The organism is Streptomyces litmocidini (assembly GCF_014649755.1).
GTDB classification, from domain to species: Bacteria; Actinomycetota; Actinomycetes; order Streptomycetales; family Streptomycetaceae; genus Streptomyces; species Streptomyces litmocidini.
On sequence record NZ_BMTQ01000002.1, the window covers coordinates 572,995 to 599,397 of the forward strand.

Genomic DNA, 26,403 nt, shown 5'->3' on the forward strand with positions numbered 1-26,403 from the left:
TGGACGGATGACGCGAGCAGAGCAGCCAGACCGCCTGGGCGATTCCGACGCCGCACTCGTCGCGGATTCCCGGGAGCGCGCCGTACGCGCCCTCTTGCGCCATCAGCCGTTGCGCAGACTGTGGGGCGCGCACCTGGTCGGCGGCACCGGTGACGCCCTCGCCCTCCTCGTCCTCGTGCTCCTCGGCTATCAGGCGGCCGTCGCCGAGGGCGCGCTCGGAGGGGGTTACCGGGGGGCCGCGTTCGCCGTGGCCGCCGTCGTCGGGGCCCGCCTGCTGGCCTCGGTCCTCTTCGGGGCCGTCCTCCTGGGCCCGCTGACCGCGCTCACCGGGCCCGGCGGTCCGCTCGACCGGCGCTGGACCATGATCGGTGCCGACGGGGTGCGGATCGCGCTCCTCGTCGTGGCCCCGCTGTGGATCGACTGGGTTCCCGGCAGCGCCCTCTGGTACCTGCTCGGCACCGTCTTCGTGGCCGGTGCGGCCGAGCGGATCTGGACCGTGGGCCACGAGGGCGCCGCGCCCGCGCTGCTGCCCGCCCCTCCCCCGGAGGGCGCCGCCGTGCGGCCGCTGCCCGACCACCTCGGCGCGCTGCGCCGGCTGTCCCAGCGGACCGGCTTCCTCGCCGTCCCCGCCGCGGCCGCCGTGCTGCTCGTCGCCACCCTCGTCGGGAACCTGCTCGGCGCCGGCATCGACTGGTTCACGCTGCACCAGGCGGCCCTCGGCTCGTACGTCTCGGCCGGACTGTTCGCCGCCTCCGTCACCGTCCTGTACGCGATGGCGCTGCCCGGCGGGCAGACGCCCCGGCCCCGCTCGCCCCTGGAGGGCCTGCGCCGGCCGGCCCGGAAGACCGACGGGGACGAGGGGAAGGGCCGCACCGGCGCCCTGCCGCTGTTCGTCCTCGCCTCCGCCACCGTCGCCGGGGCGATCGCCGCGGCCGCGTCCCTCGCCGTGCTCCACGCGTACGACCTGGGCGGCGGGCCCGTCACGTACGCCCTTCTGATCCTGGCGCTCAGCGGCGCCACCGCCGTCGGCATCCGCACCGCGGGCTCCGTCCTGCCGGTCCTGTCCCGGCGCCGGATGCTGGCCCTCGCCCTCACCGTCACCGGCGTCGCCCTGATCGCGATGGGCCTGGTCCCGGACACGGCGACCGTGCTGTTCCTCGCCGTCCTCGCCGGGTACGCGGCCGGGGTCGCCGCCAACACCGGCCACACCCTGATCGACCAGGAGACCGAGGAGCCCCGCCGGGCCCGGACCACGGAGCACCTCCAGGCCACCGCCCGCGTCGCCATGGGCCTCGGCGCGCTCGTCGCCCCGCTGCTCGCCGCCGCGATCGGGCCGCACCGGCTCGCCTCCGGGGAGTTCGTCTTCGCGCACGGCGGCGCCGCCTTCACGCTCGCCCTCGTCGGCGCCCTGCTGCTCCCGGTCGCCGCGCTCGTCCTCGCGAAGACCGACGACCGGGCGGGCGTTCCGCTCCGCCGCGACCTGCGCGACGCGCTGCGCGGTTCCGACCCGGCCCAGGCGCCGTCCCCGACCGGTTTCTTCATCGCCCTGGAGGGCGGCGACGGCGCCGGGAAGTCCACGCAGGTCCAGGCACTCGCCGAGTGGATCCGCGCCAAGGGCCACGAGGTCGTCGTCACCCGCGAGCCGGGGGCCACGCCGATCGGCAAGCGGCTCCGCTCGATCCTCCTCGACGTGTCGTCGGCGGGGCTCTCGAACCGGGCCGAGGCCCTGCTGTACGCGGCCGACCGCGCCGAGCACGTCGACTCGCTGGTCCGTCCGGCCCTGGAGCGGGGCGCGGTGGTCCTCTCCGACCGGTACATCGACTCGTCCGTGGCCTACCAGGGCGCGGGCCGCGACCTGTCCCCGACGGAGATCGCCCGCATCTCGCGCTGGGCGACCGGCGGCCTCGTCCCGAACCTGACGGTGGTCCTGGACGTCTCGCCGGAGACCGCGCGGGAACGGTTCACCGAGGCGCCCGACCGGCTGGAGTCCGAGCCGCCGGAGTTCCACGCGCGCGTACGGGCCGGTTTCCTGGCCCTCGCGGCCGCGGACCCCAGCCGTTACCTCGTCGTCGACGCCGGGCAGGAGCCCGAGGCCGTCACCACCGTCGTGCGCCACCGGCTCGACCGGATGCTGCCGCTCTCCGAGGCCGAGGTGAAGGCCGCGGAGGAGGCCCGCCGCAAGGCCGAGGAGGAGGCCCGGCGCCTGGCGGAGGAAGAGGCCGCGCGCAAGGCCGAGGAGGAGCGCCTGGAGCGCGAGCGGCAGGAGCAGCTCGCCAGGCTCCGTGCCGAGGAGGAGGAGCGCAAGCGGCGCGAGGAGGAAGAGGCGCGCCGCCTGGAGGCCGAACGGCAGGCGGAGGAGGCCCGCCGCAGGGCCGAGGAGGCCAGGCTCGCCGCCGAGGAGGAGCGCCGGCGTCTCGCCGCCGAGGAGAAGGCCCGCCAGGAGGAGCAGGAACGACTCCGCAAGGAGGCCGAGGAGGAGGCCCGGCTCCGCAAGGAGGCCGAGGAGCGCCGTCTGGAGAAGCAGCGCAAGGCCGAGGAGGCCCTGCTGCGCGCCGAGGAGGCCCGCCGGAAGGCCGAGGCCGCCGCGGCCGCGAGGGCCGCGGAGGAGGCTGCGGCGAAGGCCGCGGCGGAGAGGCTCGCCGCCGAGGCCACGGCGAAGGCCGCGGCGGAGCGGGCGGCCGCCGAGCGCGCCGCGGCGGAGCTGGCCGCCGCCGAACGGGCCGAGGCCGCGAAGGCCGCCCGGGAGAAGGCGGCCCGGGAGCGGGAGGCCGCGGAGAAGGCCGCCGCCGAGCGGACGGCCGCGGCGGAGCGGGCCGCTCGTGGGACGCGGTCGGCGGAGGTGTCGGCGAACGAGGTCACCGTGGCGACCCCGATCGTGAATCCGGACGCGCCGACCGTCTCGCCGGACGAGGTCACGGTGGAGACGCCGATCGTGAAGCCGGGGACGGCCGAGCGGCCGGAGGCGGAGACCGCCGTCCTGCCGCAGATCCGGGACCCGAGGGCCGCCGACGAGACGGCCGTGCTGCCTCCCGTACGGGACACCCGGGCGTCCGGCCCCGCCGGCCGGGTGCCGCCGGGCCTCTTCCGCGACGAGCGGAACGAGCGGAACGAGCGGAACGAGCCGCACGGGGCCGACGACCGGACCCGGGAGCTGCCCCAGATCGACGAGAACGGACGGCCGCGCCGCCGCTCCGACTGGGCGGAGGAGACCCCGCTCGACGATCTGCCGACCCTCGCGGACGAGCTGTTCGGCCCGCACGAGGACGAGGACGGGGGACCGCGCCGCCGTCGCTGAACCCCGGTGGGGGTGGAGCTGGCTCCACCCCCACTCCGGCAGCCAGCTCCATACCGCTGTGACCTGCGCTTTTCTAGCGTGGTCGGCATGATGACGACAGCAGTGACGGAGAACGGCGCCGCCCTCGCCCTGGACGGGGTGAGCCGTACGTACGGAGGTGGGGCGCCGGCGCTCGACGGGGTCGACCTGGTCGTGCCGCGCGGGCGCTTCGTGGCCGTGATGGGCCGCTCGGGCTCCGGCAAGTCCACCCTGCTGCGCTGCGCGGCCGGGCTCGAACGGCCGACGGCCGGGCGGGTGCGGATCGGGGGCACCGACCTCGCCACCCTGAAGGCGGCCGGTCTGACCCGGCTCCGGCGGGACCGGATCGGCTTCGTGTTCCAGTCGCTCAACCTCGTCTCCGCCCTGAACGTGCGGGAGAACGTCACCCTGCCGCTGCTCCTCGCCGGCGCCCGCGAAGGCCGGGCGCTCGACGCCCGTGCCCTGGCCGCCCTCGACGCCGTGGGGCTCGCCGACCGGGCCGAGGACCGGCCCGAGGACCTGTCCGGCGGCCAGCGGCAGCGGGTGGCGATCGCCCGCGCCCTGATCGACGAGCCCGAGGTCGTCTTCGCCGACGAGCCGACCGCCGCCCTCGACCCGGTCACGGCGGCCGGGGTCCTCGCCCTGCTGCGGCGCGCGGTCGACGAGCGGGGGCGCACGGTCGTCCTCGTCACCCACGACCCGGTGGCCGCCACCTGGGCCGACGAGGCCGTCTTCCTGGACCGGGGCCGGATCGTCGCCCGCCTCGACCGCCCGGACGAGGCGGGCGTACGGGAGGCGCTCGGCGCCCGCTCCGTGGCCGTCCGTCACCCGGCGGTGGCGCGATGAGCCGCCCCGGGAACCCCGCCGTGCGGCTGCTCGCCGCCCGGTCGCTGCGGGCCCACCGCAAGGCGTGGGCCGCCGTGTTCGCGGCCGTCGCCGTCACCACCGCGCTGCTCGGCGCCCTGGCCCTCGCGCTGGGTTCCACCGGACTGGGCCACGCGCGCGTGGAGCGGTACGCCGCCGCACCCGTCGTCGTCGCCGGCGACCAGGAGGTCCGCTGGACGGTCACGCCGTGGGGCGGCGAGCCGACGACCGGGACGGCGGGCCTGACCGAGCGGGTACGGGTCCCCGAGGCGGCCGTCGCCGTCCTGCGGGCCGTGCCGGGAGTACGGGAAGCGGTTCCGGACGACACCTTCGTCGTACGGGAGGGGGACGCGGGCCGCGCGGGTGCGGCCACGCGCGCGTACACCGGGCGTTCCTGGGAGGCGGCCCGGCTCGCCCCGTACCGGCTGCTCGACGGGCGGGGGCCCCGGAGCGCCGGGGAGACCGTCGTGGGGGCCGGTCTCGGTGCGGCCGTCGGGGACACCGTGGCCGGTCGCCGGGTCGTCGGCGTCGCCGAGGGGCCGGCCGCGCTCTACGTCACGGCGGGGGAGGCGCGGCGGCTCGCCGGGCACCCCGGTGCCGTCGACGCCGTCGGAGTCCTCGCCGAGCCCGGCGTACCGGTGGACACCCTCCACGCGCGCGTACGGGCCGCCCTGGACGCCGCCGGACTGGAGGACACCGCCGCGGGGCAGCCGCTCCGGGCGCTGACCGGGGACGGCCGGGGCGGCGTCGAGCACCTCGGCGCGCCGCCCGCGCGCATGGAGCTCCTCCAGCTCCTCGCGGCCGTCTCCGGGACCCTCGTCCTGGTCGCCGTCCTCGTCCTCGCCTCGCTCGTCGCGCAGGCCCTCCAGCAGCGTGCGGCCGAGCGGGAGCTGCTGCTCTCGGTCGGCGCGACGCCCCGTCAGGTGCGGGGTGCGGCGGGCCGGGAGGTGACCCGGGTGGCGGGTGCGGCGGCGCTGCTCGGCGCCCTCGTGTCCGTACCGGTCTTCCCGGCGCTGTGGTCGGCGCTGCGGGCCCGTGCCGGAGTCGTGCCGGAAGGGCTCGAACTCCCCACTCCGCCGTGGCTGTTCGCCGTCGTCCTGGTCGTCGCCGCCCTCGTGGTGGGCATCACCCGGCTCGTGGTCCTCCTCGCGGCCCGCCGGCCGGGCCGCGCGGGGAAGGGCCGCGCCCGCCGTGTCGCCGGGCTCGTGCTGCTCGTCCTGGGCGCGGGCTCGTCCGGTACGGCCGCGATCCAGGGCGGCGACGCGGCCGCCGCGGCCGCCGGGGCGGCCACGGTGACGCTGGTCGCCGGGTGCGCGCTGCTCGGGCCGTGGATCGCGCGGGCCGCGATGACGGCCCTGGACAGGCCGTTCCGGTGGTTCGGCGGCGCGCCGGGGCGGCTCACCGCGGCCGGTGCCGCCGCGCACTCGCGCCGCCTCGGGGCCGCGCTCGTCCCCGTCGTCCTGGTCACCTCCTTCGCCCTCGTGCAGCTCTCGGCCGGCGCCACCATGGAGCGGGCCGCCGCCGCGCAGGCCCGGGCCGCGACCACCGCCGGCCTCGCCTTCACCGGCACCACGGCGGAGCGGGTGCGCGAGCTCCCGGGGGTGGAGGCGGCCACGGACGTGCTGCGGTCGACCGTGGTCCTGGCCCGCACCGAGGCCGGCGCGCCGCGCCTGGACCGGCTCCCGGTCCTCGGCGTGGACGCCGACGGGCTGGCGGGCACGCTCGACCCCGGCGTCGTCGCGGGCGACCTGGCCGGACTCGCCGCCGCGGGCACGGTCGCGGTCGGCGCGGACACGGCCGGGTCCCTCGGGGCGAAGCCCGGTTCGACGGTGGAGCTGCGGCTCGGCGACGGGACGCCGAAGCGGCTGCGGGTGGTCGCGGTGTACGAACGCTCGCTCGCCCTCGGCGAGTTCCTCCTGCCGAAGGGCGAACTGGCCCCGCACATGAGCGATCCGTACCCCGCGCGCGTCCTGGCGGCGGGACCCGCGGGCGCCTCCCCCGTCGCGCCCGAGGCGGTGACGCCGCCCGGCGCCGAGCTGAACGGGATCGTCTCCGGCGGGATCGTCGCGGCGATCGGCGGGCTCACGGTCCTCTCCGTCCTGAGCACCCTCGCCCTGATCGGCGCCGGGCGGCGCGGCGAACTGGGACTGCTCCGCCAGGTCGGCGCCTCGGCGGGCCAGCTGCGCCGGATGCTCGGCCTGGAGGCGGGGTTCCTGACCGCGACGGGCCTCCTCGTCGGGCTCGTGGTGGGCGCGCTGCCGCTGACCGCCTTCGCCTGGGCGCTCACCGGCGGCCTGCCGTACCTGCCGCCCGCGCAGGCGGGCGCGATCGCGGGAGTCGTCCTGGTCACGGTGGTGGCGGGCGTGTTCCTGCCGGTCTCCCGGACGACGGCGTCCCGGCACTGAGGAGGCGCGTCCGGGTGTTTTCCGGGCGTGACCGGGTGTTTCCCAGGTGTGGCCGGGTGTTTCCTAGGCGTTGAGGTACGCCAGGACGGCGAGGACCCGGCGGTGGCCGCCGCTGTCGGTCGGCGGCAGGCCGAGCTTCAGGAAGACGTTCCCGATGTGCTTGTGCACGGCCCGCTCGGTGACCACCATCGAGCGGGCGATCGTGCCGTTGTCGTGGCCCTGCGCCATCAGCTCCAGGACCTCGCGCTCGCGGGGCGTGAGGGAGTCCAGCGGGTCGTCGCGGCGACGGGCCATCAGTTCGGTGACGACCTCCGGGTCCAGGGCCGTACCGCCGGCCGCGACCCGTTCCAGGGCGTCCAGGAACTCGTCGACCCGGCCCACCCGGTCCTTCAGGAGGTAGCCGACGCCCCGCGCGCCCCCGCCCAGGAGCTCGGCCGCGTACGTCTCCTCCACGTACTGCGAGAGCACGAGCACCGGCAGCTCCGGGAGCCGCTCGCGGGCCGCGAGCGCCGCCCGCAGCCCCTCGTCGCGGAAGCCGGGCGGCAGCCGCACGTCGAGGACGGCCACGTCCGGCCGGTGTTCCAGGAGCAGCGGCAGGATCTCGGGGCCGGTGGCCGCGACCCCCGCGACCTCGTGGCCGGACGAGGTCAGCAGCAGCACCAGGCCCTCCCTGAGGAGGGCGTTGTCCTCGGCGATCACCACACGCACGGAAGCTCCACTTCGATCACGGTCGGGCCCCCGGAGGGGCTGGTCAACCGTACGGTGCCGTCGAGGGCGGCGACCCGGCGGCGCATGCCCGTCAGGCCGGAGCCGCCGCTCTCGCCCGCCTCGGCCCCACCGCGGCCCTCGTCCCGCACGCGCACGCGCAGGGCGGCCGGTTCACGGGCCAGGGAGACGGAGGCGCGGGCGGCGCCGCTGTGCTTGGCGGCGTTCGTGAGCGCCTCGGCGACCACGAAGTACGCGGCGGCCTCCACGGCGGCCGGGGCGCGGGGGCCGTCCTGGTCGTGGTCGCCGAGGCCGGTCACCGAGACCGCCGCCTCCAGGCCGCTGCTCGCGGCGAGGGCCCGTACCGCTCCGGTCAGGCCGCGGTCGGTGAGGATCGGCGGGTGGATGCCGCGCACCACGTGCCGCAGCTCGGCCAGCGCCTCCTCGGCCTGCGTCTGGGCGTCGTCGAGGAGCCTGCGGGCGGTCGCGGGATCGGAGTCGTACGCGCGCCGGGCGAGCCCGATCCGCATGGACAGCGCCACCAGACGGGCCTGTGCGCCGTCGTGGAGGTCGCGCTCGATCCGGCGCAGCTCGGCGCCGTGCGCGGCGATCGCGCCCGCCCGGGTGGCCGTGAGCTGTTCGATCCGGGCGGCGAGGGCGGCGTCCCGGGCGGCCGACGGGCTCGGCGTGAGCAGCGTGCGCGACCAGTCCGCCGCCAGGCCGGCGAGCCGTCCGACCAGCGGCAGGGCCACCGGCCGCCGCCCCGCGAGCCCGGTCCTCACGCCGTCGACCAGCAGCGCGGGCGTCCAGAGGAGCAGCGAGAGGTACCAGAGCACCAGGCCGTAGAGCAGCTGCGCGGCGGCCCAGACCAGGTCCTGCCGGGTGCCCGGGTCGCCGACCGCGGTCCGCACGCGCGCGGGGAGGGGCCCTTCGAGCGGCAGGTACGCCTCGGGGACGGGTGCCCCGGTCCACGCGGCCGTGCGGCGCCGCTCCCAGCCGGCGAGCCGGCGCAGCAGCAGCACGCTCTCGGGGAGGACGCCGGCGCCGATGACCGTGAGGGTGACGACGGAGGTGAAGAGGGCGACGCCCGCCATCAGGCAGCAGAGGAGGGAGACCGCGGCCCCGACCGTGAGGTGGAGACACGCCCGGGCCGCTTCCTTGATCGCCTCACGCATGGAGCCAGGGTAGGCGGCGGTCCCGGAGGAGACGGTGGAGCGGGCTACACCATCGCTCCGGGGGCGGGCACGGCTGCGCGGAGGGCGGGGCGGGGACCAGGATCGGAGAGCCGCCGGGACCCCGACGGCGAACTCCCGGAAACCGCCCCACGGAGGCATCCCATGCGCGCCCTTCTCTGGCTCCTGCTCACCGCGAGCGTCCTGGCCAACGTCTTCGTCGGCACCTTCTCCGACTGGACCGGCGCCCTCCGGATCGTCGGAAGCGTCGGCACCGGGGTGGTCCTGCTCGGTTCCGCGGTCGGCCTGTGGCTGACGAGGCCGCGCGGCGAGGCCTGAGGGGAGGGGTTCTCCCCGGGCCGGTGGGGACTGTCAGAGCGCTGCCCCACAATGGAGGGCGTACCTGAGGAGGGGCAGACATGGCCGTATGGGACGACCTGGTCGGACAGGCCCGGGTCGAGGAGCAGCTCGTCGCCGCCGCGCGTGACGCCGACGCGCTCGTCACCGCCCACGCCGCCGGCGAGCCGGCGCCCGAGGCCTCCAAGATGACCCATGCCTGGTTCTTCACGGGGCCGCCGGGGGCCGGCCGGGAGACCGCCGCGCGGGCGTTCGCCGCCGCGCTGCAGTGCGTGAGCCCCGACCGGGCGCTGGGCGGCGCGCCGGGCTGCGGGTTCTGCACCGGCTGCCACACCACGATGATCGGCACCCACGCCGACGTGACCACGGTCAAGGCCGTCGGTGCCGTGGTCCGCGCCGAGGACATGCGCGACACCGTGCGCAAGTCGTACACGGCGCCGGCGAACGGCCGCTGGCAGGTGATCCTGGTGGCCGACGCCGAGCGGCTGAACGAGAAGTCGGCCAACGCCGTTCTGAAGGCCGTGGAAGAGCCCGCCCAGCGGACCGTGTGGCTGCTCTGCGCGCCCTCCTTGGAGGACGTGCTGCCCACGATCCGGTCGCGCTGCCGCCACCTGAACCTGAGCACGCCGTCGGTGGCGGCCGTCGCCGACGTGCTCGTGCGGCGCGACGGCATCGAGCCGGAGGCGGCGTACGCGGCCGCCCACGCCACTCAGGGGCACGTCGACCGGGCCCGGCGGCTCGCCACCGACGAGCGGGCCCGCGCGCGCCGGGCCGCCGTCCTCAGGGTGCCGCTGCGCGTCGAGGACGTCGGCGGGTGCCTCAAGGCGGCCCAGGAGCTCTTCGACGTGGCGGAGGAGGACGCGAAGCAGGTCGCCGAGGAGCTGGACACCAAGGAGACCGAGGACCTGAAGGCGGCCCTCGGCGTGGCCCCGGGCGGCCGGCTGCCGCGCGGCACGGCCGGTGTGATGAAGGACCTGGAAGCGGACCAGAAGCGGCGCAAGACGCGCACCCAGCGCGACAGCCTCGACCTCGCGCTCACCGACCTGGCCGGCTTCTACCGCGACGTCCTCGCCCTCCAGTTCCGCTCCCGCGGCGACCTGGCCAACGCGGACGTGCGGGACGCCATCGAGCGGGTCGCCCGCGCCTCCACCCCCGAGCGGACCCTCCGCCGCATCGAGGCGATCCTCGCCTGCCGCGAGGCGCTCGACCGGAACGTGGCCCCGCTGCTCGCCATGGAGGCGATGACGCTGGCCCTGCGCGACTAGGGGGCGTCTCGTCGATCGGGCCGGGCGTCGCGAGCCCGGCCCGATCGGCGACACCCCCGGGGCCCGCCTTTCGGATCGTGCCGGGCCCCGGGCGATTGGACACGGTCCGTACCGGTACGGATACGCTCCGGGGATGGATTCCAGGCGTTTGCTCCGCACGTCCGCCACGGCCCTCGTGGCCGCCGGGCTGGTCCTCTCCGGCTGCTCGGGCGGGAGCGACGCCGCCGCGCCCCGGACGGCCGCGCCGGCACCCTCCTCCGCGCCCGAGGCGCCGAAGCTGAAGAAGTACTACGAGCAGAGGCTGAAGTGGCGCGACTGCGGCGTCGAGGGTTTCCAGTGCGCCACCCTGCGCGCCCCGCTCGACTACGCGAAGCCGGACGGGGAGGAGATCGAGCTCGCGGTCTCCCGGGCCCGCGCCACCGGCCCCGGCAAGCGGCTCGGCTCGCTCCTGGTCAACCCCGGCGGGCCCGGCGGCTCCGCCGTCGGCTACCTCCAGGGGTACGCGGGCATCGGCTACCCGGCGCCCGTCCGCGCCCGCTACGACATGGTGGCCGTCGACCCGCGCGGCGTGGCCCGCAGCGAGCCCGTCGAGTGCCTGACGGGCCCGCAGATGGACGCGTACACGCAGGTCGACCAGACCCCCGACGACACGGCGGAGATCAACGCGCTCGGCGCGGCCTTCAAGGACTTCGCGGCCGGCTGCGAGAAGAAGTCGGGGAAGGTCCTGCCGCACGTCTCCACCGTCGAGGCCGCCCGCGACATGGACGTCCTGCGGGCGGCGCTCGGCGACGGGAAGCTCACCTACGTGGGGGCGTCGTACGGCACGTTCCTCGGCGCCACCTACGCCGAGCTGTTCCCCGACCGGGTCGGCCGTCTCGTCCTCGACGGGGCGATGGACCCCTCGCTCTCCGCGCTCGACCTCAACCGGGACCAGACCGGCGGCTTCGAGACCGCCTTCCGCGCCTTCGCCGCCGACTGCGTCCGCAAGCCGGGCTGCCCCCTGGGCACCGGGTCCGTCGCCGCCGCCGGGGAGGCGATGAAGAAGTTCTTCCGCGACGTGGACGCCGAGCCCGTGCCCACGGGGGAGAGCCGGAAGCTCGGCGAGTCCCTCGCCACCACGGGCGTGATCGCCGCCATGTACGACGAGGGCGCCTGGCCGCAGCTGCGCGAGGCCCTCGCCCAGGCGATGGGCGGCGAGGGCTCCGGGCTGCTCGCGCTGGCCGACAGCTACTACGAGCGCGAGGCGGACGGCACGTACGCCAACCTGATGGCCGCCAACGCGGCCGTGAACTGCCTGGACCTGCCGCCCGCCTACCGTGACGCCGCCGCCGCGGAGAAGGCCGTCCCGTCCTTCGAGAAGGCCTCTCCGGTCTTCGGCGCGGGCCTCGCCTGGGCCGCCCTCAACTGCACCTACTGGCCCACCCCGCCCACCGGCCGACCGCACCGCATCACCGCCGAGGGCGCCGCCCCGATCCTCGTCGTCGGCACCACCCGCGACCCGGCCACCCCGTACCACTGGGCGCGGTCCCTGGCCGACCAGCTCTCCTCCGGCACCCTGCTGACCTACGAGGGCGACGGCCACACCGCCTACGGCCGGGGCAGCGACTGCATCGACACAGCGATCAACACCTACCTCCTGGAGGGGACCCCTCCGGCAGACGGAAAGCGCTGCTCGTAGGCCTGGTCCGGGGGTGGTCGGAGCACCTCCGGAAACTGTGTAGACTTGGCGACGCTGCTGCACCACGATGTGTCTGCACGGCGCGCCGCCTTAGCTCAGTTGGCCAGAGCAACGCACTCGTAATGCGTAGGTCTCGGGTTCGAATCCCGAAGGCGGCTCGGAATTACCCCAGGACTCACTCGCCGTGACCTGGGGTTTTTTCATTTACCGGATGCGTCGGCGTCGTCGAGCGCGGGCTGAGCGTGTGTCCCCGGTCTCAGTTGTGGTCTCAGTCGGGCCCTGGGCGGGCGCTTCGGGTTGGCTCTGAAGCCGGGGGAGGAAGGCGTCCCCCATGCGCTTCATGGCGTCCCGGGACTGCTCGGAACGCCCCTTCACGTACCGCCGGGTCTGGGTGACCTGGGTGTGCCGCAGGATCTCCATGATGGTCACCAGCGGGACGCCCAGTTCGTTCAGGATCGTGCCGGCGGTGTGGCGGCTCCCGTCGTAGAGGCGCCGGTCGTCGATCCCGGCCTCGTCGAGCAGCTCCTTGAACTCCTCCCAGTCCTGGCGCGGGTCGAGCGGTCGGCCGTCCGCTCGCGCGAACACGACATCGTGGTCCTCCCACAGCTCACCCGCCGCGGCGCGCTCCTGCTCCTGAAACGCCTGCAGTTCTCGCAGCGGCGGGATGAACGGTGGCGGGATCGGCACTGGCTCCTGGCTCTTCTTCGTCTTGGGCCGGGTGAACACGAGACCGCCGCCCTTCCGCAGGGGGCAGGTGCTCGCATGCTTCGTGCACGTCTTCTCGCAAGGCTTGGGGCAACCGCGCTTGTAGCCCTTGTGGGTGGTGCAGGCCGGCGGGCACGGCTCGAACCGGTGAAGCCGGCCGCCGCAGGCGTGTGGGTCGGTGCAGCCGTGCCTCCAGGTGAGCCGCTGGAGCTGCCAGCGCGGGTGGAACAGCCCCGCATCCAGGTCGACGTACTTCCACCGCATGCCGAGCGTCTCGCCCTGGCGGAAGCCCATGCCGACACCGACCAGCCACCGCACGAACGTCGGCCGCTTGGCCGCCGCCTCCAGGAAGGCGTGAGCCTCCTCCTGGGTGAAGGGGTTCGTCTCAGTCTCGTCCACGGTCGGCGGGTCCACCAGCGTCGCGACGTTCTCCACGATCATCCGGCGTCGGTGCGCGATCTTCAGCGCCCGGGACAGGATCCGGTGGGTCTTCAGCACGTGGGAGGGGGCGTGGCCCTCACGGAGCATGGCCGCGTACATCATCTCCAGGTGCTCCGGCTCCAGCTTGTTCAGCCGGTGCTGACCTACGCCAGGGATGATGTCGTTGCGGGTCTTGGACCAGTAGTCGTCCAACGACCGGGGCTTGAGCTTCAGGCTCGCGATCGTGGTGAGGTAGGTCTCCATCCACTGCGCGACGGTCGGCACGCGGCCGGCCTTCGGGGCGCGCTGCTCGTCGCGGAGCTTCTCCAACTCCTTGACCTTGCGCTTGATCTCGGGCTCCGTCTTGGCCCGACGGTGGCGACGGTCGGGGCTCCCGTCCGGCTTCACGCCCATGGTGACGCGACCGTGCCACCACCCGTCGCTTCCCAGGTAGATGGACGACTCCATGTTCGGCTTGCGGATCATCTTCGCCTTTCATGAGCGAGGCGGCCCCGGTTGAGTCCGGGGCCGCCTCAGGGAGGTTCGCTGATCAGGTAGTGGACAGCTCCAACTGGGCTACGAACGCGTCGAGTTCGGCCCGGCGGATACGGCGGATACGGCCGACCTTGGTGTACGGCAGCTTGCCGGCGGCCATCAGCTCGTAGATGGTCGACCGTCCGAGGGAGAGGTACTCGGCGGCCCCCTTGACGGTGAACAGTGCGCGGGTGGGGGCGGGGTTCGCGGCGGTGGTCACTACGTACGCCTCCTTGGCGGGTTGCGGGACTCCTCAGCGGAGGTGAGGTTGGGGAGCGAGGGCGATGGGGGTGGTCGGCATGTGTCCGAGGTGAGGATTTTTGCGTCACTGCGTCATCAGCGTCACTCAGGGGTGCTGACCTGCGAGTTTTGGGTGACGCAGGGGGCTGCGGGCTGCGTCACCGGTGACGCAGCCGTCCGTCACGGCGTGACGCAGGTGACGCAAGGTGACGCAGAGATTCGGGTTCTGCGTCACCCCTGTCGATGCAGCTCAGGAGCGGTTTTCGGGCCCGTGGTGACGCAGGTGACGCAGCGTCTTCCTACTTAGGAAAAAGAGGGGGCTGTGTCTGTTGTTGTGCGCACCTTCGGGCGTGAAGAAGGAGCCGCGATGCGGCACGACCATCGAGCGGCGGCACGCCGCCGAAGAACAAGAGGAGCACCGCCGCGCCGGGCCCGGGGTGCTCCTCTTGCCTGTGCGGCCGGGCCGCGTGGTGCGGATCTAGAACGCCTGCTGCTGCTCGTCGGCCGGGGGCTTGGGGCGGGTCATCTCGATGTAGCGGGCGCTGTTCTTGCGGCCCCAGTCGACGAGGACGCCGCGGGCGGCCAGGACGGGCTGCAGCCGCTTGAGCCGGTCGGACAGGACCTTGCCGGTGGTGGGCCACCCCTTGGGCAGGGGACGGAAGTCCTCGCCGGTGTAGAGCTGAGTCAGCGCGTGCAGCCACTCGGCCGACGTCATCCGCACCTCGATGCCCGGTTCAGTGCCGGCGACGTGCTTGAGGACGGTCTGCGCGAGCAGGTCGCCCTCGATGACGTCGTCGTTGAGGTCGTCCAGGCTCGCCCGGTAGGCGTCCAGCGCCCCGAAGTTCCGGGCAGTGTCGAGCTGGGCGCACAGGTGCGCGAAGTCCGCCATCCGCAGGTCGGTGGGGATGTCGGCCCGGGCCGCGCGGACCTCGACGGCCAGGTCGAGCACGGACCCGAGGATCACCGGCAGCGCCTCGGCAAACTCCCTCCACAGCTCCGCCTCGGTCCGCCGCACCCTCGGGCGCTCCAGCCGGAGCGGGAGGAGGCGTTCGGCGAGGTCGGGGCGGATGACGCCGACGTCGATCCCGGTGAGCAGCATCGGCCGGCGGTAGCGCGAGCGCACCACGTCGCCGTCGGTGAACAACGCGCGCTTGATGTTCTCCGCGCCGGTGACGATGCAGCACATCAGGTCCGACAGGTCCGGGCCCAGGTGGGAGAGGTTGTCCAGGCCGGTGACCCACCCGGCGGCCACGGCGGTGATCAGATTCTCCTCGTCCTTCGGCGCGCGCCGGAGGTCACCGCTCATGCCCTCGATGATCCGCACGAGCATCTTCCCGGCGGTGGACTTGCCCGCGCCCTGCGGCCCGGTGAGGAACGGGGCGGGGACCGGGACGTCCGGGCCCAGACAGCCGACCAGCCAGGCCAGGGCCAGGGACTCGGCGCGGGCGTCGGAGAAGTTGCACAGCCGCATCAGCCGGTCGATGCCCTTGCCGTCGGTCTTCTGCACGGGGAGCGGGAGTTCGCCGGTGAGCTGGGTGCGCCGCCAGCACACCTCACGGGGGTCGGGGATGCGGATGTCCCAGCCGGTGGGGTGGATGCGGACGGACCGGCCGTCGTCGCGGCCCAGGTCCAGCCAGGTGGCGCCGTCGAAGCCGGGGGCGACGCGGATGTGGACGGGCTGGACGTCCTCGGTGAGCGCGAGTGCTTCGATCAAGTCGAGTGCCTCCTTGAGAGCGGTTCCGTTGAAGACGCCGAGCCCGTCGCGGAACAGGCCGACCATGAGTTCCTGGCGGTGGCTGCCGGTGGTGCCCTGGGAGCGGATCGGGCGGGCGACGGGGTGGCCGTTGCGCTGGGCGTAGACGGTGCCGTCGACCGTGCGGAAGTAGCGGAAGTGCTCCTGCGCGTAGTCGGCGATGATCGCGCGGGCGGGATTCTTCTCGTCCTCGGACATCGCTACATCCCCAAAGCGGTGAGGGCGTTGGACCACGCGTCGATGCAGTGCCGGGGAGACTCGCCCTTGGCCTGCGCGGCGGTGAACAGGCGGGCGATGTGCTCCTCGGTGAGGCAGCCGCACCGGCCGTGCGCGGAGAGCACCGCCAGGAACGTCCGGTACACCGTCGCGTGCACCCCGCTGACCGTGTCGGTGATCCGCTGCTCCGCCATGGCAATCCCCCGCTCCAGGTAGGCGGGCGAGCGGTGCCGGCACCGGCCGCCCCTGGCAGGAGCGGGCACGGTCACGGCGCGAGGCGCGGGCCGGACGGCGGTGGGCGCTTTCTCGGCGAGCGCGCGTACGACGTCCGGGAGGTCCGTCAGGGTGCCGGTGCCGGGGCCGAGCCAGCGGGCGTAGGACATCGTGGACTTCAGGTCGACACCGGGCCGGACGCCGTTGACCGACCGCATGGTGCCGGAGTAGATCCAGTGCTCGCCCCGCGTCGTCGCCACGGTGCGGGTGGGCGGCAGGGTCGCACGGGCCCAGGCGACGGCGTCGGCGTCGTCCAGGTCCACGACCGTGACCCCGGCGCCGCCCGGGTGATAACCGACGACCCCCGCGTCCCGCCAGGCGGTCGCCCACGCGGGCGAGGTGAGGATGCGCGGCTCGGTGGTGGCGGCAGCCCAGGCGTGGCAGGGGCGCGGGCAAGCACAGAGGCCGGGGGTCTTCATGTTCGGCCGGCCGCCGCACGCGTTGCCCGCGCAGGTGCGGCAGTTACCGAGCGGCCCTTTCCCAGCGCGCAGCGGCAGGACCGGCAGGCCCAGGGACGCCAGGTGCAGCGCGAGGGCGAGGTGGCCGGTCCGGACTTCTCGCCGGATCGGGACGGCATGAGTCATGCTGGATATCTCCAGTTCTCTAAGCGGTGCTGGATGTGAGGGCGGCCCGGTCTTTGGCGAGATGGCGGGCCGCCCTTGGCGTTGTCAGAACGGCGGCTCGTCGCTGTAGCCGCCGCGCGGAGTGCGGCGCGGGAGCGGGAGGAGGGCCCAGGAGTGGTCCTCGTGCCAGCAGGGGCAGGGGTCCCACTCGGTGCCGGCGTACTCGCCGGTTTCGGGGTCGCCGTAGTCGTAGGCGTGGCCGCCCGCGCCGTCGCAGCGGGGGCAGTCGGGGCGGGGGGTGTCGGTGAGGGTCAGGGCCCTGCGGGGCCAGTCCGTGACGCGTAAGCGCAGGCGCAGCATGGTTCTCCTCAGTGGTGGTTGATGGTTCCGTTGGCGCGGCCGAAGAGTCCGGTCGCGGTGATGTTCTGCGTGATGTGCGTCGTCGACCCGCCCCCGTTGCCGGTGCCGGTCGCCGCGCGTCGGACGGTGCGCAGCAGGAGGGGGACGGCGGTGACGGCGGCGACGACGAGGGCGGCGGCGGACCACAGGGCATGGCTCATGGCGATCAGTCCCGGGGCGGCGTAGGAGAGTCCGATCCCGGCGGCGGCGATCCCGCCGCCGAGGGTGGGGGCGAGCAGGGCGGTGGTCTTGGCCCAGGCCGGGATCGGCTGTGCGGGCGTAACCGGAATCTGGGGTGCGGGTGCGGGGTGGGTGTAGGCGAGGGTGCGGACCCCGTTGGGGAGGGTGACCCAGTCGACCCCGGACGGGATGTCGGCCGGGAGGATCACGGGCTGGGCGGTGGTGGCCGGCGGCGGGGTCCAGGGACGCGGGGTGGTGATCTCGTACGCGGTCGTCTCGTGCACAAGGTGCCCCTTCTCAGCGGGCCGGGCAGCACTCCGAAGGTGGGGTGCTGCCCGGTGCCCTGCTTGTCGTGTCGCTTGTCGTCTGGCTTGTCGTCTGGCTTGTCGTGCGGCTTGTCGCTTGTCTTGTCTTGTCGCTTGTCGCGTCCCAGGTCAGAAGCCGTTTTCGGGCCCCTGAGAGCCACTGAGAGCCCTTCCCGGCAGAGACGGGCGACAGGCGACAAGGTCAGTCCTCGGCGGGGCCACCGGTGGCGTGGCGGTGGTGGATGTAGCGGGTCTTGGTGCCGCTGCCGGTCCGGACCGTGATGCCCTGCTCGGTCCACTCCTTGAGCCAGCCGACGACCGTCTGACGGCTGGTGCCGTGCTCGTCGGCGAGCGCGCGGGCGATGGCCGACGCCCCGGTGCCCTCCGCTCCGGCGGCGAGGAGAACGTCGAGCGCGGCCTGACGGGCGGCGCCCTCGTTCTGCCCGTTCCGGAACGCACTCAGGTTCAACCCGCGCGGCCGCTCGCGCTCCTCCCGCTCGTCCTCGTCGGGCTCGCCGGTGGTGCCGAACTCGGCGTCGATGAGGGCCTGGAACCGTGCGTCGAACGCCTCGTTCGCCACTGAGGCAGCCGGGGCGGGGGCGTCACGGAGCGCGGAGAGGTTCAGCCCGCCCGGTCGGGCGGGCCGGTCCTCGGCCGCCGGTGCGGGGCACTCGTCGACCATGGTGTCGCGCATCCAGGCGATGCGGTCGGTGTCCCAGCGCCGGGCGTAGCCGGGTCCGGCGGCCTTGGCGGAGACGTCGTCCAGCCGGGGGTGGAGGGTGGAGGTGGCGTGGACGATGTCGGCGATCTGCTGGGGCAGGATCCGCCAGGCCTTGAACAGGCCGGCCGGGGACTCGGGGGTGCCCATGAAGCCGGAGCCCTTGTAGGGGGCCTGGGTGACCTTGAGCCCGCGTGAGCCGGGGAACACCTTCTGGAGGTCCATGCCCTCGACCTCCCCGCCGGTCAGGCAGACCCGGGCCTTGGCCTCGCGGCGGATCATCAGGTTGCCCAGCACCGACCCGGTCGCCCCGAGCGCGGTCAGCACGGTGCGGATGCCCATGGCGCGGAACTGCCGGATGATCTCAAGGATCTTCGCGGCGAGCTTGCGCATCTTCGGGTCGTTGGAGGTGAGGATCTCGGCGCCCTCGTCGATCACGATCATGATCTGCGGGATCCGCTTGGAGACCGGCAGCAGATCGGTGTTCGCCTTCGCCATGAGGTCCTGATAGGCGACCTTGCGGTGCTTGCCCACCGCGACGGCCGTCTCCAGCATCAGCATGGCCTCCTCGTAGGAGGAGGCGAGCCAGTCGATCCCGGGCCGCACCGCCTCCCCCTCACCCTGGGAAGCCAGGGCGGGACGGACCCAGGGCAGGCCGGCCGATCCGGCGTTCAGGTCGATCACCCAGCTCAAGATGTCCTCGGCGCGAGCGAACCCGGCGAACACGTCATGGACGAAGTTCGTCTTGCCCGACCCGGTCGGCCCGACGATCAGGGCGCACTGCTCGCGCAGGTAGACCCGCACCTCCTTCCCGTCCGTCCGCACCCCCCAGGGCAGGCCGGTGTGGATGGACAGGGGGCTGTAGTCGGTGGGGTAGCCGATCTCCTCGGCCAGGACATTGACGGTGGTGACGTCGATCAGGACCCGTCCCTGGTTGATGCCCTGGGAGGCGGTGGCGGTGCAGCCGTGCGGGAGACGGGCATCGGCGGAGAGCTGCGGCGCGTACTGCGCGATCCGCTCGTACGTCACCCCACCGGCGGGGAGTTCGGCGTCGATCGTGAAGCCAGTCCCGGTGGGCCACTGCTCGACGGCCAGGACGCGCAGGGTGATGCCGCCGCAGACGCGCTGGACGCGGTCGACCCACTCGGCCGCGATGGCCCTTCGTTCGGCGGACAGTTCGCGGGAGACCTGGCGTTCGGCGGCGGCCAGGGCCTCGAGTTCGCGGGCCTCTTCGTGCAGGAGGGTGGAGCGGGCGGCGGCGCCGATACCCACCCCGAGGGTGGCGAGCGAGCCGAGGGCGGTCCAGGTCAGCGGGCCGGTGGTGATGGCCCAGGTGGTCCATCCGGCGCCCAGGAGCCAGGAGGCGGCGCGCATGGCGATGGTGCGGGCGGCCAGGCGCTCACGCCAGCTGGTGACGGTGTGGCCGATGGCCCCGGCGGTACCGATGGCCAACGCCCAGGTGGGGGGCATGTGGGTGGCGGCGCCGGTGGTGGCGAGGGCGAGGGCTCCGGTGGTGGCGGACAGGGCGCCGGTCACGGGTCCGTGACCGGCCGCCCAGTCCCACACCGGCCCCGTAGAGGCGGTGGTGGGTGCCATGGTCAGACGTTCCATCCCTTCTCGGCCTCGGGCCCGTTGCGCGGGTCCTCGTGGCGGGCGATGTCCTGCTCGTGCGCGGTGCGGAACAGCGGCCCCATGTCCTCGGCGACCGCGACCGCGGACATGAGGGCGCCGAAGATGTCGTTGAAGCCGTCGGCTACCTCCTTCTCCAGCGGGAACTCCGAGTCGGCACGCTCGGCCAGGATCCGCATCACGTTCGCCACGCTCGTGAGCGCGGCCGGGAGCCCTTCGACCATGGCGAGGATCTCCATGGCGCTCTCGGGCTCATAGCTGTTGGCGGCGGCTTCCATCTCCGCCGCGTACTCCTCGAACCGGAAACCCGACACGATCTCTCCCTCACTGCTCTCACTGGTAGATGTGCTGGGGACGAGTCCGGCCGGACGCTCGGCGGTGTCCCCGATCTGCTCGCTCTCCTCTGCGGCCTCGGCGTCCGCGATGGCCTCCAGGACCGTGAGCTCGGCGCGGGTGACGCGGTCCCGCTCGTCCCGCTCGTCGGCCGCCTGCTTGAGCAGGCGGGCGTAGAGGCGGCGGCCGGGGTGCTGCAGCCACGCCCACCCGAGCTTCCGGCCGAGTGGGGTGGTGACCATGCCGACGATGCCGAGCAGCCCGGCCAGCAGCGCGGCGAGCAGGCGGCGGCCCTGGAACCGGGCCGCCGACCTCCGCAGCGCCTTGCGGGCCCTCGCTCGTGCCGGGGCCTTGCGGATCTCGGCGCGCCGCTCGGCGACCTTGCCGGCCGCCTGCGTGTCACGGGCCCTGCGTAGCTTCCCGAGGACCGTGCCGCGGGCGGTGCCGAGGCGGCCGGCGGCCTTGCCGACCGCCCGGCCCAGCGGCCCCTTCTTCGCGGCGGCCGTGGTGCGGGCGGCGGTCTTGGCGGCCCGGCGGGCGTCGGCGACCTGACGGCGGGCCGCCGTCGTCTCCGCCCGCCGCCCCGCCCTCGACGGCGAGGCCGAACGGGCCTGCTCGCGCAGCGCCTTGACCTGCCCGAGCCGTCCCCGCGGCTTCCCCGCACCCGAGGACCCGACCGGCGACGAACCGGTGCCGGCCGCCCGCGACCCGGCACCCTTCGCCAGACCCGCCTTCCGGCCGCCCGTGCCCGCCGACGTGCTCGCGGACCGCAGCGCACCGGACCGGGCACTCCGGCCCGACGCGGCAGACGCTCCGGCCCGCTTCCCGGTCCTGCTGCCGGTGGCGGAGCCGGAGCCGCGCCGGGGCTGGGACGGGACACCGCCGAGCCCGCCGCGCGAGCCGCCAGCCGCCTTCCCCGCCGACGCGGTGCTGTGCCTGCCCGCCTTCGCCTGCCGGGCCTGCTTGGCGGCGGTGGTCTTGGCGGTGCGGGCGGTGGTGGCGCCCAGGACGACGGCGCCGGTCGCCGCGAGAGCCGCCGCGACCGGTCCGCCGGCCAGGGCGGCCCCGGCGAGCAGCGTCACCGTGGCGTTCGCGCCGGTCAGGGCGAGGGGGACGACCGGCCAGCCGCCCGCCGTGTGCTCCACGGACGGCTTCTCGGGCTTGGGCGTCTCCTCGGCCGGGCCGGAAGCCGGGACGACGGGGGGAACCGGCTCGGGGTCGGTGAGGATCGGTTCGGTGCTGAGGTCCGTCATCGGGCCGCCCCCTGACCGGTCAGGTCGTTCATCTCCAGGGCGAAGTAGACGACGATGGAGCCCTTCATCGGCGGGTACTGGCGGATCGCGTCGAGCCGGAGCCGGTTGAGGATGTCGAACCGGGTGTCCCACGGGTCCGGGGTGCAGGTGCCGGAGATCGTGCAGGCGCTCATCTGACGGTTCTGCAGGGACAGCACATACATGTGCGTGCCCTGCGCGGTGTTGCTCTCCACGAGGAAACCTCCAGGTCAAGCAGCGAGTGGGGGAGCGTCCGCGCACGGGACGCACATGCCGAGCGAGGGCGGGATGCGGTACCCGGCGTTCCGCCCGCACTCCGGGCAGATCCGGCGGGCGGCGTTCGCCCGCTCCAGGGCCGCCCACCGGGCGGGGGTCATCGGACGGACCGGGCGGGCCCGGTCGATCCGGTACAAGAAGGCGACCAGCGGTTCGCGCCGGCGACGGGGGCGTTCGAGCTGGGCCACCACCGGCTGGCCACCGGGCCGGAGTCCCAGCGCCCGCAGCTGCCGGAAGGTGGCCAGCCCCTCCGGCGCCAGGCGCCAGCGGTAGACGGGGAGCGTGCTCACCGGCCGGCCGCCTCAAGGGTGCGGGCGGTGGGCGTCTCGCGGAGTTCCTGGTAGCGGGCGGTGACCCAGCCGGTGGACCAGCCGCACAGCTCGGCCGCCTGCCGCACCGACAGGCCGGCGGCGAACGCCGCGGCTACCGTCCGGCGGGCCAGCTCCTTGCCCTGCTGCTCCTGGGCGGGGCCGGCGGCGAGGAGTTCGGCGCGTTCACGCTCGGCCCGCTCGGCCTGCTCGCGCTGTTCACGCGCGGCCTGCTCGGCGCGCTCCCGGCGCTCCTTCTCCATCCGCGCGGCGGCCTCGCGTTCACGGCGTTCACGCTCAGCGCGCTGCTGTTCACGCTCGCGCTCATGGCGTTCACGAGCTTCGCGCTCGGCCCGCTCGGCGGCCTCGGCCCGCTCCCGCTCCTCGCGCCGGGCCCGCTCCTCCCGCTCGGCCTGTTCACGGACGAGCGCGGCCTCGTGCTCGCGCTGTTCACGCGCCATCCGGGCCTCGAACTCCCGCGCCTCCCGCTCCCGCTTGGCGGCGGCTTCGGCGCGCTCGGCGGCGGCCTTCTCTCGTGCTGCCCGCTCGGCGCGTTCACGCTCCTGGATGGCCGTGAGCGCATTCGTGATGGCCGTGCGGTAGGCCAGGCCGGTCTCGGCCGTGACGATCAGCAGCAGCGGCGCCACCGCGTGTACCGCCACCCCGACCAGGTCTTTTGCCAGGGCGGAGTCGGCGATGTTCAGGGCCAGGGTCATGCCGCCGGTCATCCACCGCAGCACCACCGGCCACCGCCCGCCGTGCCCGCCCAGACGGGCCAGGACCGAGTCCAGGCGGACCACGATGACGACGGCCGCGTCCACCACGAGGGGCAGGATCGGGGCGGTCCACCGCCAGTCGGCGGGGGTGTGGGCCCGCATCAGCGGGGTGACGGTGAGGACGGAGAACAGCATCGCCCCGGCCACGATCAGCCACGTGCCCACCGACAGGGCGCGTTCCGCTGAACGGATCTGAACACCGTTCATGACACCGCTCCGTTCCGCCGGAACGGCATGATCGACCAGCCTGTGGGGGTGCCGCCGACGAGTCCCGGAGCCGTCCAGCCCGACGGGTTGGCGCCCAGGGTGGCGGCGTGGTCCTTGGCGGCCTGAACGCTCGCGTGAACACTGTGCGGGGCCCCGTCCCGCAGCAGCAGCGCCATCGGCACCACAGCCGCCCGGCGGGCGACGTCCAGCTCCTCCCGCAGCGCCCCGACCTCGGCCGCCGACTCCTTCAGCGCGGTCTCGCACTCGGCCACGTGCTCGCGCAGGATCGCGGCGTCGCTCTCGGCCGACTCCACCCGGCCGTTCAGGTGGTCCACCCGAGCGACGTGCCGGCGGTGCAGCTCCGAGGCCCGGGCGTTCGCCTCGACCGCATCGGCACGCGCCTGCTCCGCGTCCTCCAGCAGACGGCGCAGACGCTCGGCCGTCACCACCCGGATCATGCGGCACCGCCCAGCGTGGCAGCGCGGTTGCTCAGCGAGCGACGCTCGGCCAGCACCCGCCGGCGGGCCCGGCGGATGCGCTGCTCGTCCAGCTTCGTGGCCGGCCGGTCCAGCGTCTTGATCACCGCGTCCAGCAGCTCGACGTCCGCCAGGATCAGCGGCATCTCCAGCTCGACCGCGTCCAGCTCCACGTCCGACGGCTCACCGTCGAACGCCAGCGCCCCGCTGGTGGCGGGGAGTGTGATGATGGACTTCATTGGGTGTGTTCCTTCCTGAGAGGAACGGCCCGAACGAGGTCCCGGAGTTGCAGCTCCGGGGCCTCTCGCCGTTTGGAACCATCCGGCTCCCCTCGACCCCGCCCGTACGGTGCCCCGCGAAGGGGCCCGGACGGGCGGAGGAGGCAACCGGCCGCCGTCCGCAGGGGTGCGGGGCGGAGAGGTCGGGTTGCGCTGATCCGTACGCGAGGACAGAACTCGCATACGCCGCCCACTTGTCGCTTGAGGGGGACGGATACCTCGGCACTCTGTTCAGTTCTCAAGCAGCAGCCGCTTCCATCGAGCCAGCCCGCCTACACGGAGCTCTCCGGGCGCCGGGAGCAGCCCAAAGAAGGCCCTCCCACACTCGCTGTCCTGGGACTGCGAAGCGCTTGGGAAGACTGTGGCGCACAGTCCCGGGACTGTCAACAGTCCTGGGACTGTGTTTGACTGGACTCAGTCGAGAGGAGTTCGCGTGGCACCGAAGTGGCGGGAACTGGCGGACAAACTGGCGGAGCAGATCAGGAACGGGGAGTACGCCCCGGGCCAGCAGCTTCCGCAGATCCGCGACCTGGTCGAGGTGGGCGAGGGGTCGAAGACGACCGTCCACGCGGCCTACAAGGCGCTGGAGGCAGAGGGCCTGGTGACCTCGTCTCGCGGGCACGGGACTGTGGTACGGGAGCGGGCGCCGCTCAAGCGACTGGGTATTGCTCGATACGACAAGGCGAAGTGGCGGGACGGAGATGAGGTGGCGTTCATCGCAGACCGGGTCGCTTCTGGACGGGCATACAAGCGCGGCGAGCAGACACAGACAGTCAGCCGCATCGTGGCGCCCCCCGCCGTGGCGGCGGCACACGGACTCCCCGAGGGCGCCGAGGTGTACGCGCGGGCTCGCCTCGTGAAGGAAGGGGACCAGCCGACGCACACCCTGACCAGCTACTACCGCCCGGAACACGTCGAGGGAACGCGCATCGTGGACCCGACCCCCGGCCCCGCCGGCCGGGGCGGCGGCTTCCGCGTCCTTTATGACGCGGGGTACGAGATCGACCACATGCGGGAGGAGTTGTTCGCTCGCGCCGCGAAGCCGGAGGAGGCGGAGCAGCTCAAGCTCCTGCCGGGAGAGTGGGTGGTCGAACTGCACCGGAGCACGTTCACGGCGGACGGCACGCTCGTGGAGTTCGCCATCGGCGTGCACGCGGCGACGCGCTTTGCCTGGGCATACGACTTCAAGGTGCCCGACTCGGCGGCAGAAGGGGAAACGCAGTGATCTCCGATCGGAACTGGGCCGATGCCGAACGCCTCTGGGAGTTCCAGCAGATGGGCCACGAGCCGCGCCCCTGCTCGGTCGGCATCGGCCTGGGTAGCCACGACCTGGGCGTGGCAGACGTGACGGTCGACCTGTACCGCCGCGGTCTATTTCCCCTGATCGTCTTCACTGGAGCCACCAGCCGCACGACTGAAAGACGAATGCCTCGCGGCGAAGCAGAGCACTACCGAGACCGGGCGCTGGAGTTGGGGGTGCCCGCGACCGCGATCCTCGTCGAGCCCCATGCTCGGAACACGGGCGAGAACATCCGGCTGTCCCGTGCCTTGCTCGTCGAGCAGGGGGTGGACGTGCAGTCTGTGCTCCTCATCAGCAAGCCGTACGAGGAGCGGCGGGCGTACGCGACCGCCCGGAAGCTGTGGCCGGACGTTGACATCGTCAGTGCGTCGGCGTCCATGACGCTCAAGGAGTACGTCGACTCGATCCAGGACGCCACGCTCGTATTGGACATGCTCGTCGGTGCACAGCAACGCCTGCTGCTCTATCCGCAGCGCGGCTTCATGATCTCGCAGGACGTACCGGAGGACGTTCTGGCGGCTTATGAGCGGCTACGCGACGGGGGTTTCGTGAACCGACTCATGCCGGAGTGAGAGGCCAGGAAGCTGTGCGGAGAATTGGCCAATCCGGCAGTGCACTGTCTCTGCGAGTACGTGACGCGTTGGACCACGGGTGACCGTGGTTGGACAACCCGCTGACAAAACATGTTCCGACCTGCGCTGATCTCCGTTCTGGCGACCTATGGCTGTGCTGCTCGATGCCGCAGCCGCCGGGCTCTACTCTCCGTGCACTAGGGCCTGTCCGGCGGATCATGGCCGTAGCCATATAAGGATGGCTGCCTGGTGACGTGGGTGTGTTCTTCGCGGAACGCATGTTTCTCGTGAGCTGGGGCTACCTCAGAGGCACCCTGGACGCGGGTTCACCTGATCGACTGAACCTGTACCGCCTCACAACGCGTCAATTCCCGGCCAGACCGGGGCTCTTCGTCGGCCATGCAAGGCGAGGTGCGGGCAAACGGTGATCGCTGACCATCAGGATGGGCTTGATCACCGGCAGACGCCGGTCTTACCTGTGAGAGGCGGGCAGGACGAGATGGACAAGGGTGAGCTGGCCAATGTGGTCGCTACGACGGCCGATATTCCCAAGGCTTTGGCCAAGAAGGTCGTGGACGCGTGGATTGCAACGATCACCGACACGTTGAAGCAAGGTGGGGACGTGATCCTGCCCGGCTTCGGCGTGTTCTACGTCAAGCAACGCGCTGAAGGGACTGGGCGGGACCCGCAGACGGGCGAGACTATCGCGGTCGCCGCGGCCCGTGTCCCCAGCTTCAAGGCGGACAAGGGCCTCAAGACCGCAATGAACTGAAACGGCGGACCCGGCTCCCGGCCGGTACAAAGCAGGGCGGCAGGGTGCCTCCCGGTACTGGCTCTCGCCGGAACCTGACCGCGATGTGTCTCTACGGCAGAGTCTGGCGAATCGGCTTGGATCGCCACACTGACGGTGGC

The 26,403-nt window shown here is 73.6% G+C and carries 24 protein-coding genes and 1 tRNA gene; 10 read left to right on the top strand and 15 right to left on the bottom strand.

Annotation, left to right across the window (positions count from 1 at the left end; genetic code table 11):
• The first annotated feature begins 7 nt into the window (after positions 1-7).
• From tmk to IE180_RS05990, 3 genes are all read left to right on the top strand, one after another.
• Complete coding sequence (gene tmk / locus IE180_RS05980) at positions 8-3,295, top strand: dTMP kinase (RefSeq protein WP_190155668.1); 3,288 nt, start codon at positions 8-10, stop codon at positions 3,293-3,295.
• A gap of 87 nt (positions 3,296-3,382) precedes the next feature.
• Positions 3,383-4,159 (top strand): ABC transporter ATP-binding protein, encoded by a 777-nt coding sequence (locus tag IE180_RS05985; RefSeq protein WP_229860319.1) that lies wholly within the window; start codon positions 3,383-3,385, stop codon positions 4,157-4,159.
• Entirely contained in the window at positions 4,156-6,582 is a 2,427-nt protein-coding gene (locus tag IE180_RS05990; RefSeq protein ID WP_190155669.1) for an FtsX-like permease family protein, read from the top strand. Before IE180_RS05985 ends, IE180_RS05990 begins: the two co-directional genes overlap by 4 nt.
• 63 nt (positions 6,583-6,645) lie before the next feature.
• Here the strand turns inward: IE180_RS05990 and IE180_RS05995 are convergent, their stop codons facing one another.
• Together IE180_RS05995 and IE180_RS06000 are read right to left on the bottom strand one after the other, a co-directional pair.
• Positions 6,646-7,290, bottom strand: a complete 645-nt coding sequence (locus IE180_RS05995) for a LuxR C-terminal-related transcriptional regulator (RefSeq protein ID WP_030692566.1) — start codon at positions 7,288-7,290, stop codon at positions 6,646-6,648.
• Complete coding sequence (locus tag IE180_RS06000; protein WP_190155670.1) at positions 7,278-8,462, bottom strand: sensor histidine kinase; 1,185 nt, start codon at positions 8,460-8,462, stop codon at positions 7,278-7,280. Before IE180_RS06000 ends, IE180_RS05995 begins: the two co-directional genes overlap by 13 nt.
• A 162-nt stretch (positions 8,463-8,624) precedes the next feature.
• Between IE180_RS06000 and IE180_RS06005 the strand changes: the two genes are divergently transcribed.
• The 4 genes from IE180_RS06005 (at position 8,625) to IE180_RS06020 (ending at position 11,917) form a co-directional block, all read left to right on the top strand.
• The gene (locus IE180_RS06005) at positions 8,625-8,798 is read left to right on the top strand and encodes a hypothetical protein (RefSeq protein ID WP_190155671.1); all 174 of its coding nucleotides are present in this window, start codon (positions 8,625-8,627) and stop codon (positions 8,796-8,798) included.
• Positions 8,799-8,878: 80 nt separating this feature from the next.
• Entirely contained in the window at positions 8,879-10,081 is a 1,203-nt protein-coding gene (locus IE180_RS06010) for a DNA polymerase III subunit delta' (RefSeq protein WP_190155672.1), read from the top strand.
• A gap of 133 nt (positions 10,082-10,214) precedes the next feature.
• Entirely contained in the window at positions 10,215-11,759 is a 1,545-nt protein-coding gene (locus IE180_RS06015; RefSeq protein ID WP_190155673.1) for an alpha/beta hydrolase, read from the top strand.
• An 84-nt stretch (positions 11,760-11,843) separates the two neighbouring features.
• Positions 11,844-11,917 (top strand) — tRNA-Thr (locus IE180_RS06020).
• Positions 11,918-11,963: 46 nt separating this feature from the next.
• Here IE180_RS06020 and IE180_RS06025 read toward each other — a convergent pair.
• The 13 genes from IE180_RS06025 to IE180_RS06085 all read right to left on the bottom strand — a co-directional run bounded on the left by IE180_RS06025 (position 11,964) and on the right by IE180_RS06085 (position 23,580).
• Positions 11,964-13,370: a tyrosine-type recombinase/integrase gene (locus IE180_RS06025; protein ID WP_229860320.1), complete on the bottom strand. Its 1,407-nt coding sequence runs from the start codon at positions 13,368-13,370 to the stop codon at positions 11,964-11,966.
• A 64-nt stretch (positions 13,371-13,434) separates the two neighbouring features.
• Positions 13,435-13,638 (bottom strand): helix-turn-helix domain-containing protein, encoded by a 204-nt coding sequence (locus IE180_RS06030; protein ID WP_190155674.1) that lies wholly within the window; start codon positions 13,636-13,638, stop codon positions 13,435-13,437.
• A 498-nt stretch (positions 13,639-14,136) separates the two neighbouring features.
• Positions 14,137-15,609 carry an AICE element replication initiation protein gene (locus IE180_RS06035; RefSeq protein WP_190155675.1) on the bottom strand — a complete coding sequence of 491 codons (1,473 nt, stop codon included), beginning with the start codon at positions 15,607-15,609 and terminating at the stop codon, positions 14,137-14,139.
• A 2-nt stretch (positions 15,610-15,611) separates the two neighbouring features.
• A complete protein-coding gene (locus tag IE180_RS06040) occupies positions 15,612-16,484 on the bottom strand; it encodes a bifunctional DNA primase/polymerase (RefSeq protein WP_190155676.1) in 873 nt (290 codons plus the stop codon).
• An 84-nt stretch (positions 16,485-16,568) separates the two neighbouring features.
• Positions 16,569-16,823, bottom strand: a complete 255-nt coding sequence (locus IE180_RS06045; RefSeq protein WP_190155677.1) for a hypothetical protein — start codon at positions 16,821-16,823, stop codon at positions 16,569-16,571.
• 8 nt (positions 16,824-16,831) lie between these two features.
• Positions 16,832-17,326: a hypothetical protein gene (locus IE180_RS06050; protein WP_190155678.1), complete on the bottom strand. Its 495-nt coding sequence runs from the start codon at positions 17,324-17,326 to the stop codon at positions 16,832-16,834.
• Between the two features lie 223 nt (positions 17,327-17,549).
• The gene (locus IE180_RS06055) at positions 17,550-19,661 is read right to left on the bottom strand and encodes a hypothetical protein (RefSeq protein ID WP_190155679.1); all 2,112 of its coding nucleotides are present in this window, start codon (positions 19,659-19,661) and stop codon (positions 17,550-17,552) included.
• 2 nt (positions 19,662-19,663) lie between these two features.
• Complete coding sequence (locus IE180_RS06060) at positions 19,664-21,280, bottom strand: TrbL/VirB6 family protein (protein ID WP_190155680.1); 1,617 nt, start codon at positions 21,278-21,280, stop codon at positions 19,664-19,666.
• Positions 21,277-21,513, bottom strand: coding sequence for a hypothetical protein (locus tag IE180_RS06065; protein WP_190155681.1), 237 nt, complete (start codon positions 21,511-21,513; stop codon positions 21,277-21,279). The genes IE180_RS06060 and IE180_RS06065 overlap by 4 nt, the downstream gene beginning before the upstream one ends.
• Before the next feature lie 15 nt (positions 21,514-21,528).
• Positions 21,529-21,864: an RRQRL motif-containing zinc-binding protein gene (locus IE180_RS06070; protein WP_190155682.1), complete on the bottom strand. Its 336-nt coding sequence runs from the start codon at positions 21,862-21,864 to the stop codon at positions 21,529-21,531.
• Positions 21,861-22,865 (bottom strand): DUF2637 domain-containing protein, encoded by a 1,005-nt coding sequence (locus tag IE180_RS06075; protein WP_190155683.1) that lies wholly within the window; start codon positions 22,863-22,865, stop codon positions 21,861-21,863. Before IE180_RS06075 ends, IE180_RS06070 begins: the two co-directional genes overlap by 4 nt.
• The gene (locus IE180_RS06080) at positions 22,862-23,311 is read right to left on the bottom strand and encodes a hypothetical protein (protein ID WP_190155684.1); all 450 of its coding nucleotides are present in this window, start codon (positions 23,309-23,311) and stop codon (positions 22,862-22,864) included. Before IE180_RS06080 ends, IE180_RS06075 begins: the two co-directional genes overlap by 4 nt.
• 8 nt (positions 23,312-23,319) lie before the next feature.
• Positions 23,320-23,580, bottom strand: coding sequence for a DUF6284 family protein (locus IE180_RS06085; RefSeq protein ID WP_190155685.1), 261 nt, complete (start codon positions 23,578-23,580; stop codon positions 23,320-23,322).
• Between the two features lie 472 nt (positions 23,581-24,052).
• On the opposite strand from IE180_RS06085, the gene IE180_RS06090 reads away from it, so the two are divergent.
• From IE180_RS06090 to IE180_RS06100, 3 genes are all read left to right on the top strand, one after another.
• Positions 24,053-24,844: a GntR family transcriptional regulator gene (locus IE180_RS06090; RefSeq protein ID WP_190155686.1), complete on the top strand. Its 792-nt coding sequence runs from the start codon at positions 24,053-24,055 to the stop codon at positions 24,842-24,844.
• The gene (locus IE180_RS06095; protein WP_190155687.1) at positions 24,841-25,491 is read left to right on the top strand and encodes a YdcF family protein; all 651 of its coding nucleotides are present in this window, start codon (positions 24,841-24,843) and stop codon (positions 25,489-25,491) included. Before IE180_RS06090 ends, IE180_RS06095 begins: the two co-directional genes overlap by 4 nt.
• A gap of 424 nt (positions 25,492-25,915) precedes the next feature.
• A complete protein-coding gene (locus IE180_RS06100) occupies positions 25,916-26,263 on the top strand; it encodes an HU family DNA-binding protein (protein WP_268255431.1) in 348 nt (115 codons plus the stop codon).
• Positions 26,264-26,403: the final 140 nt, after the last annotated feature.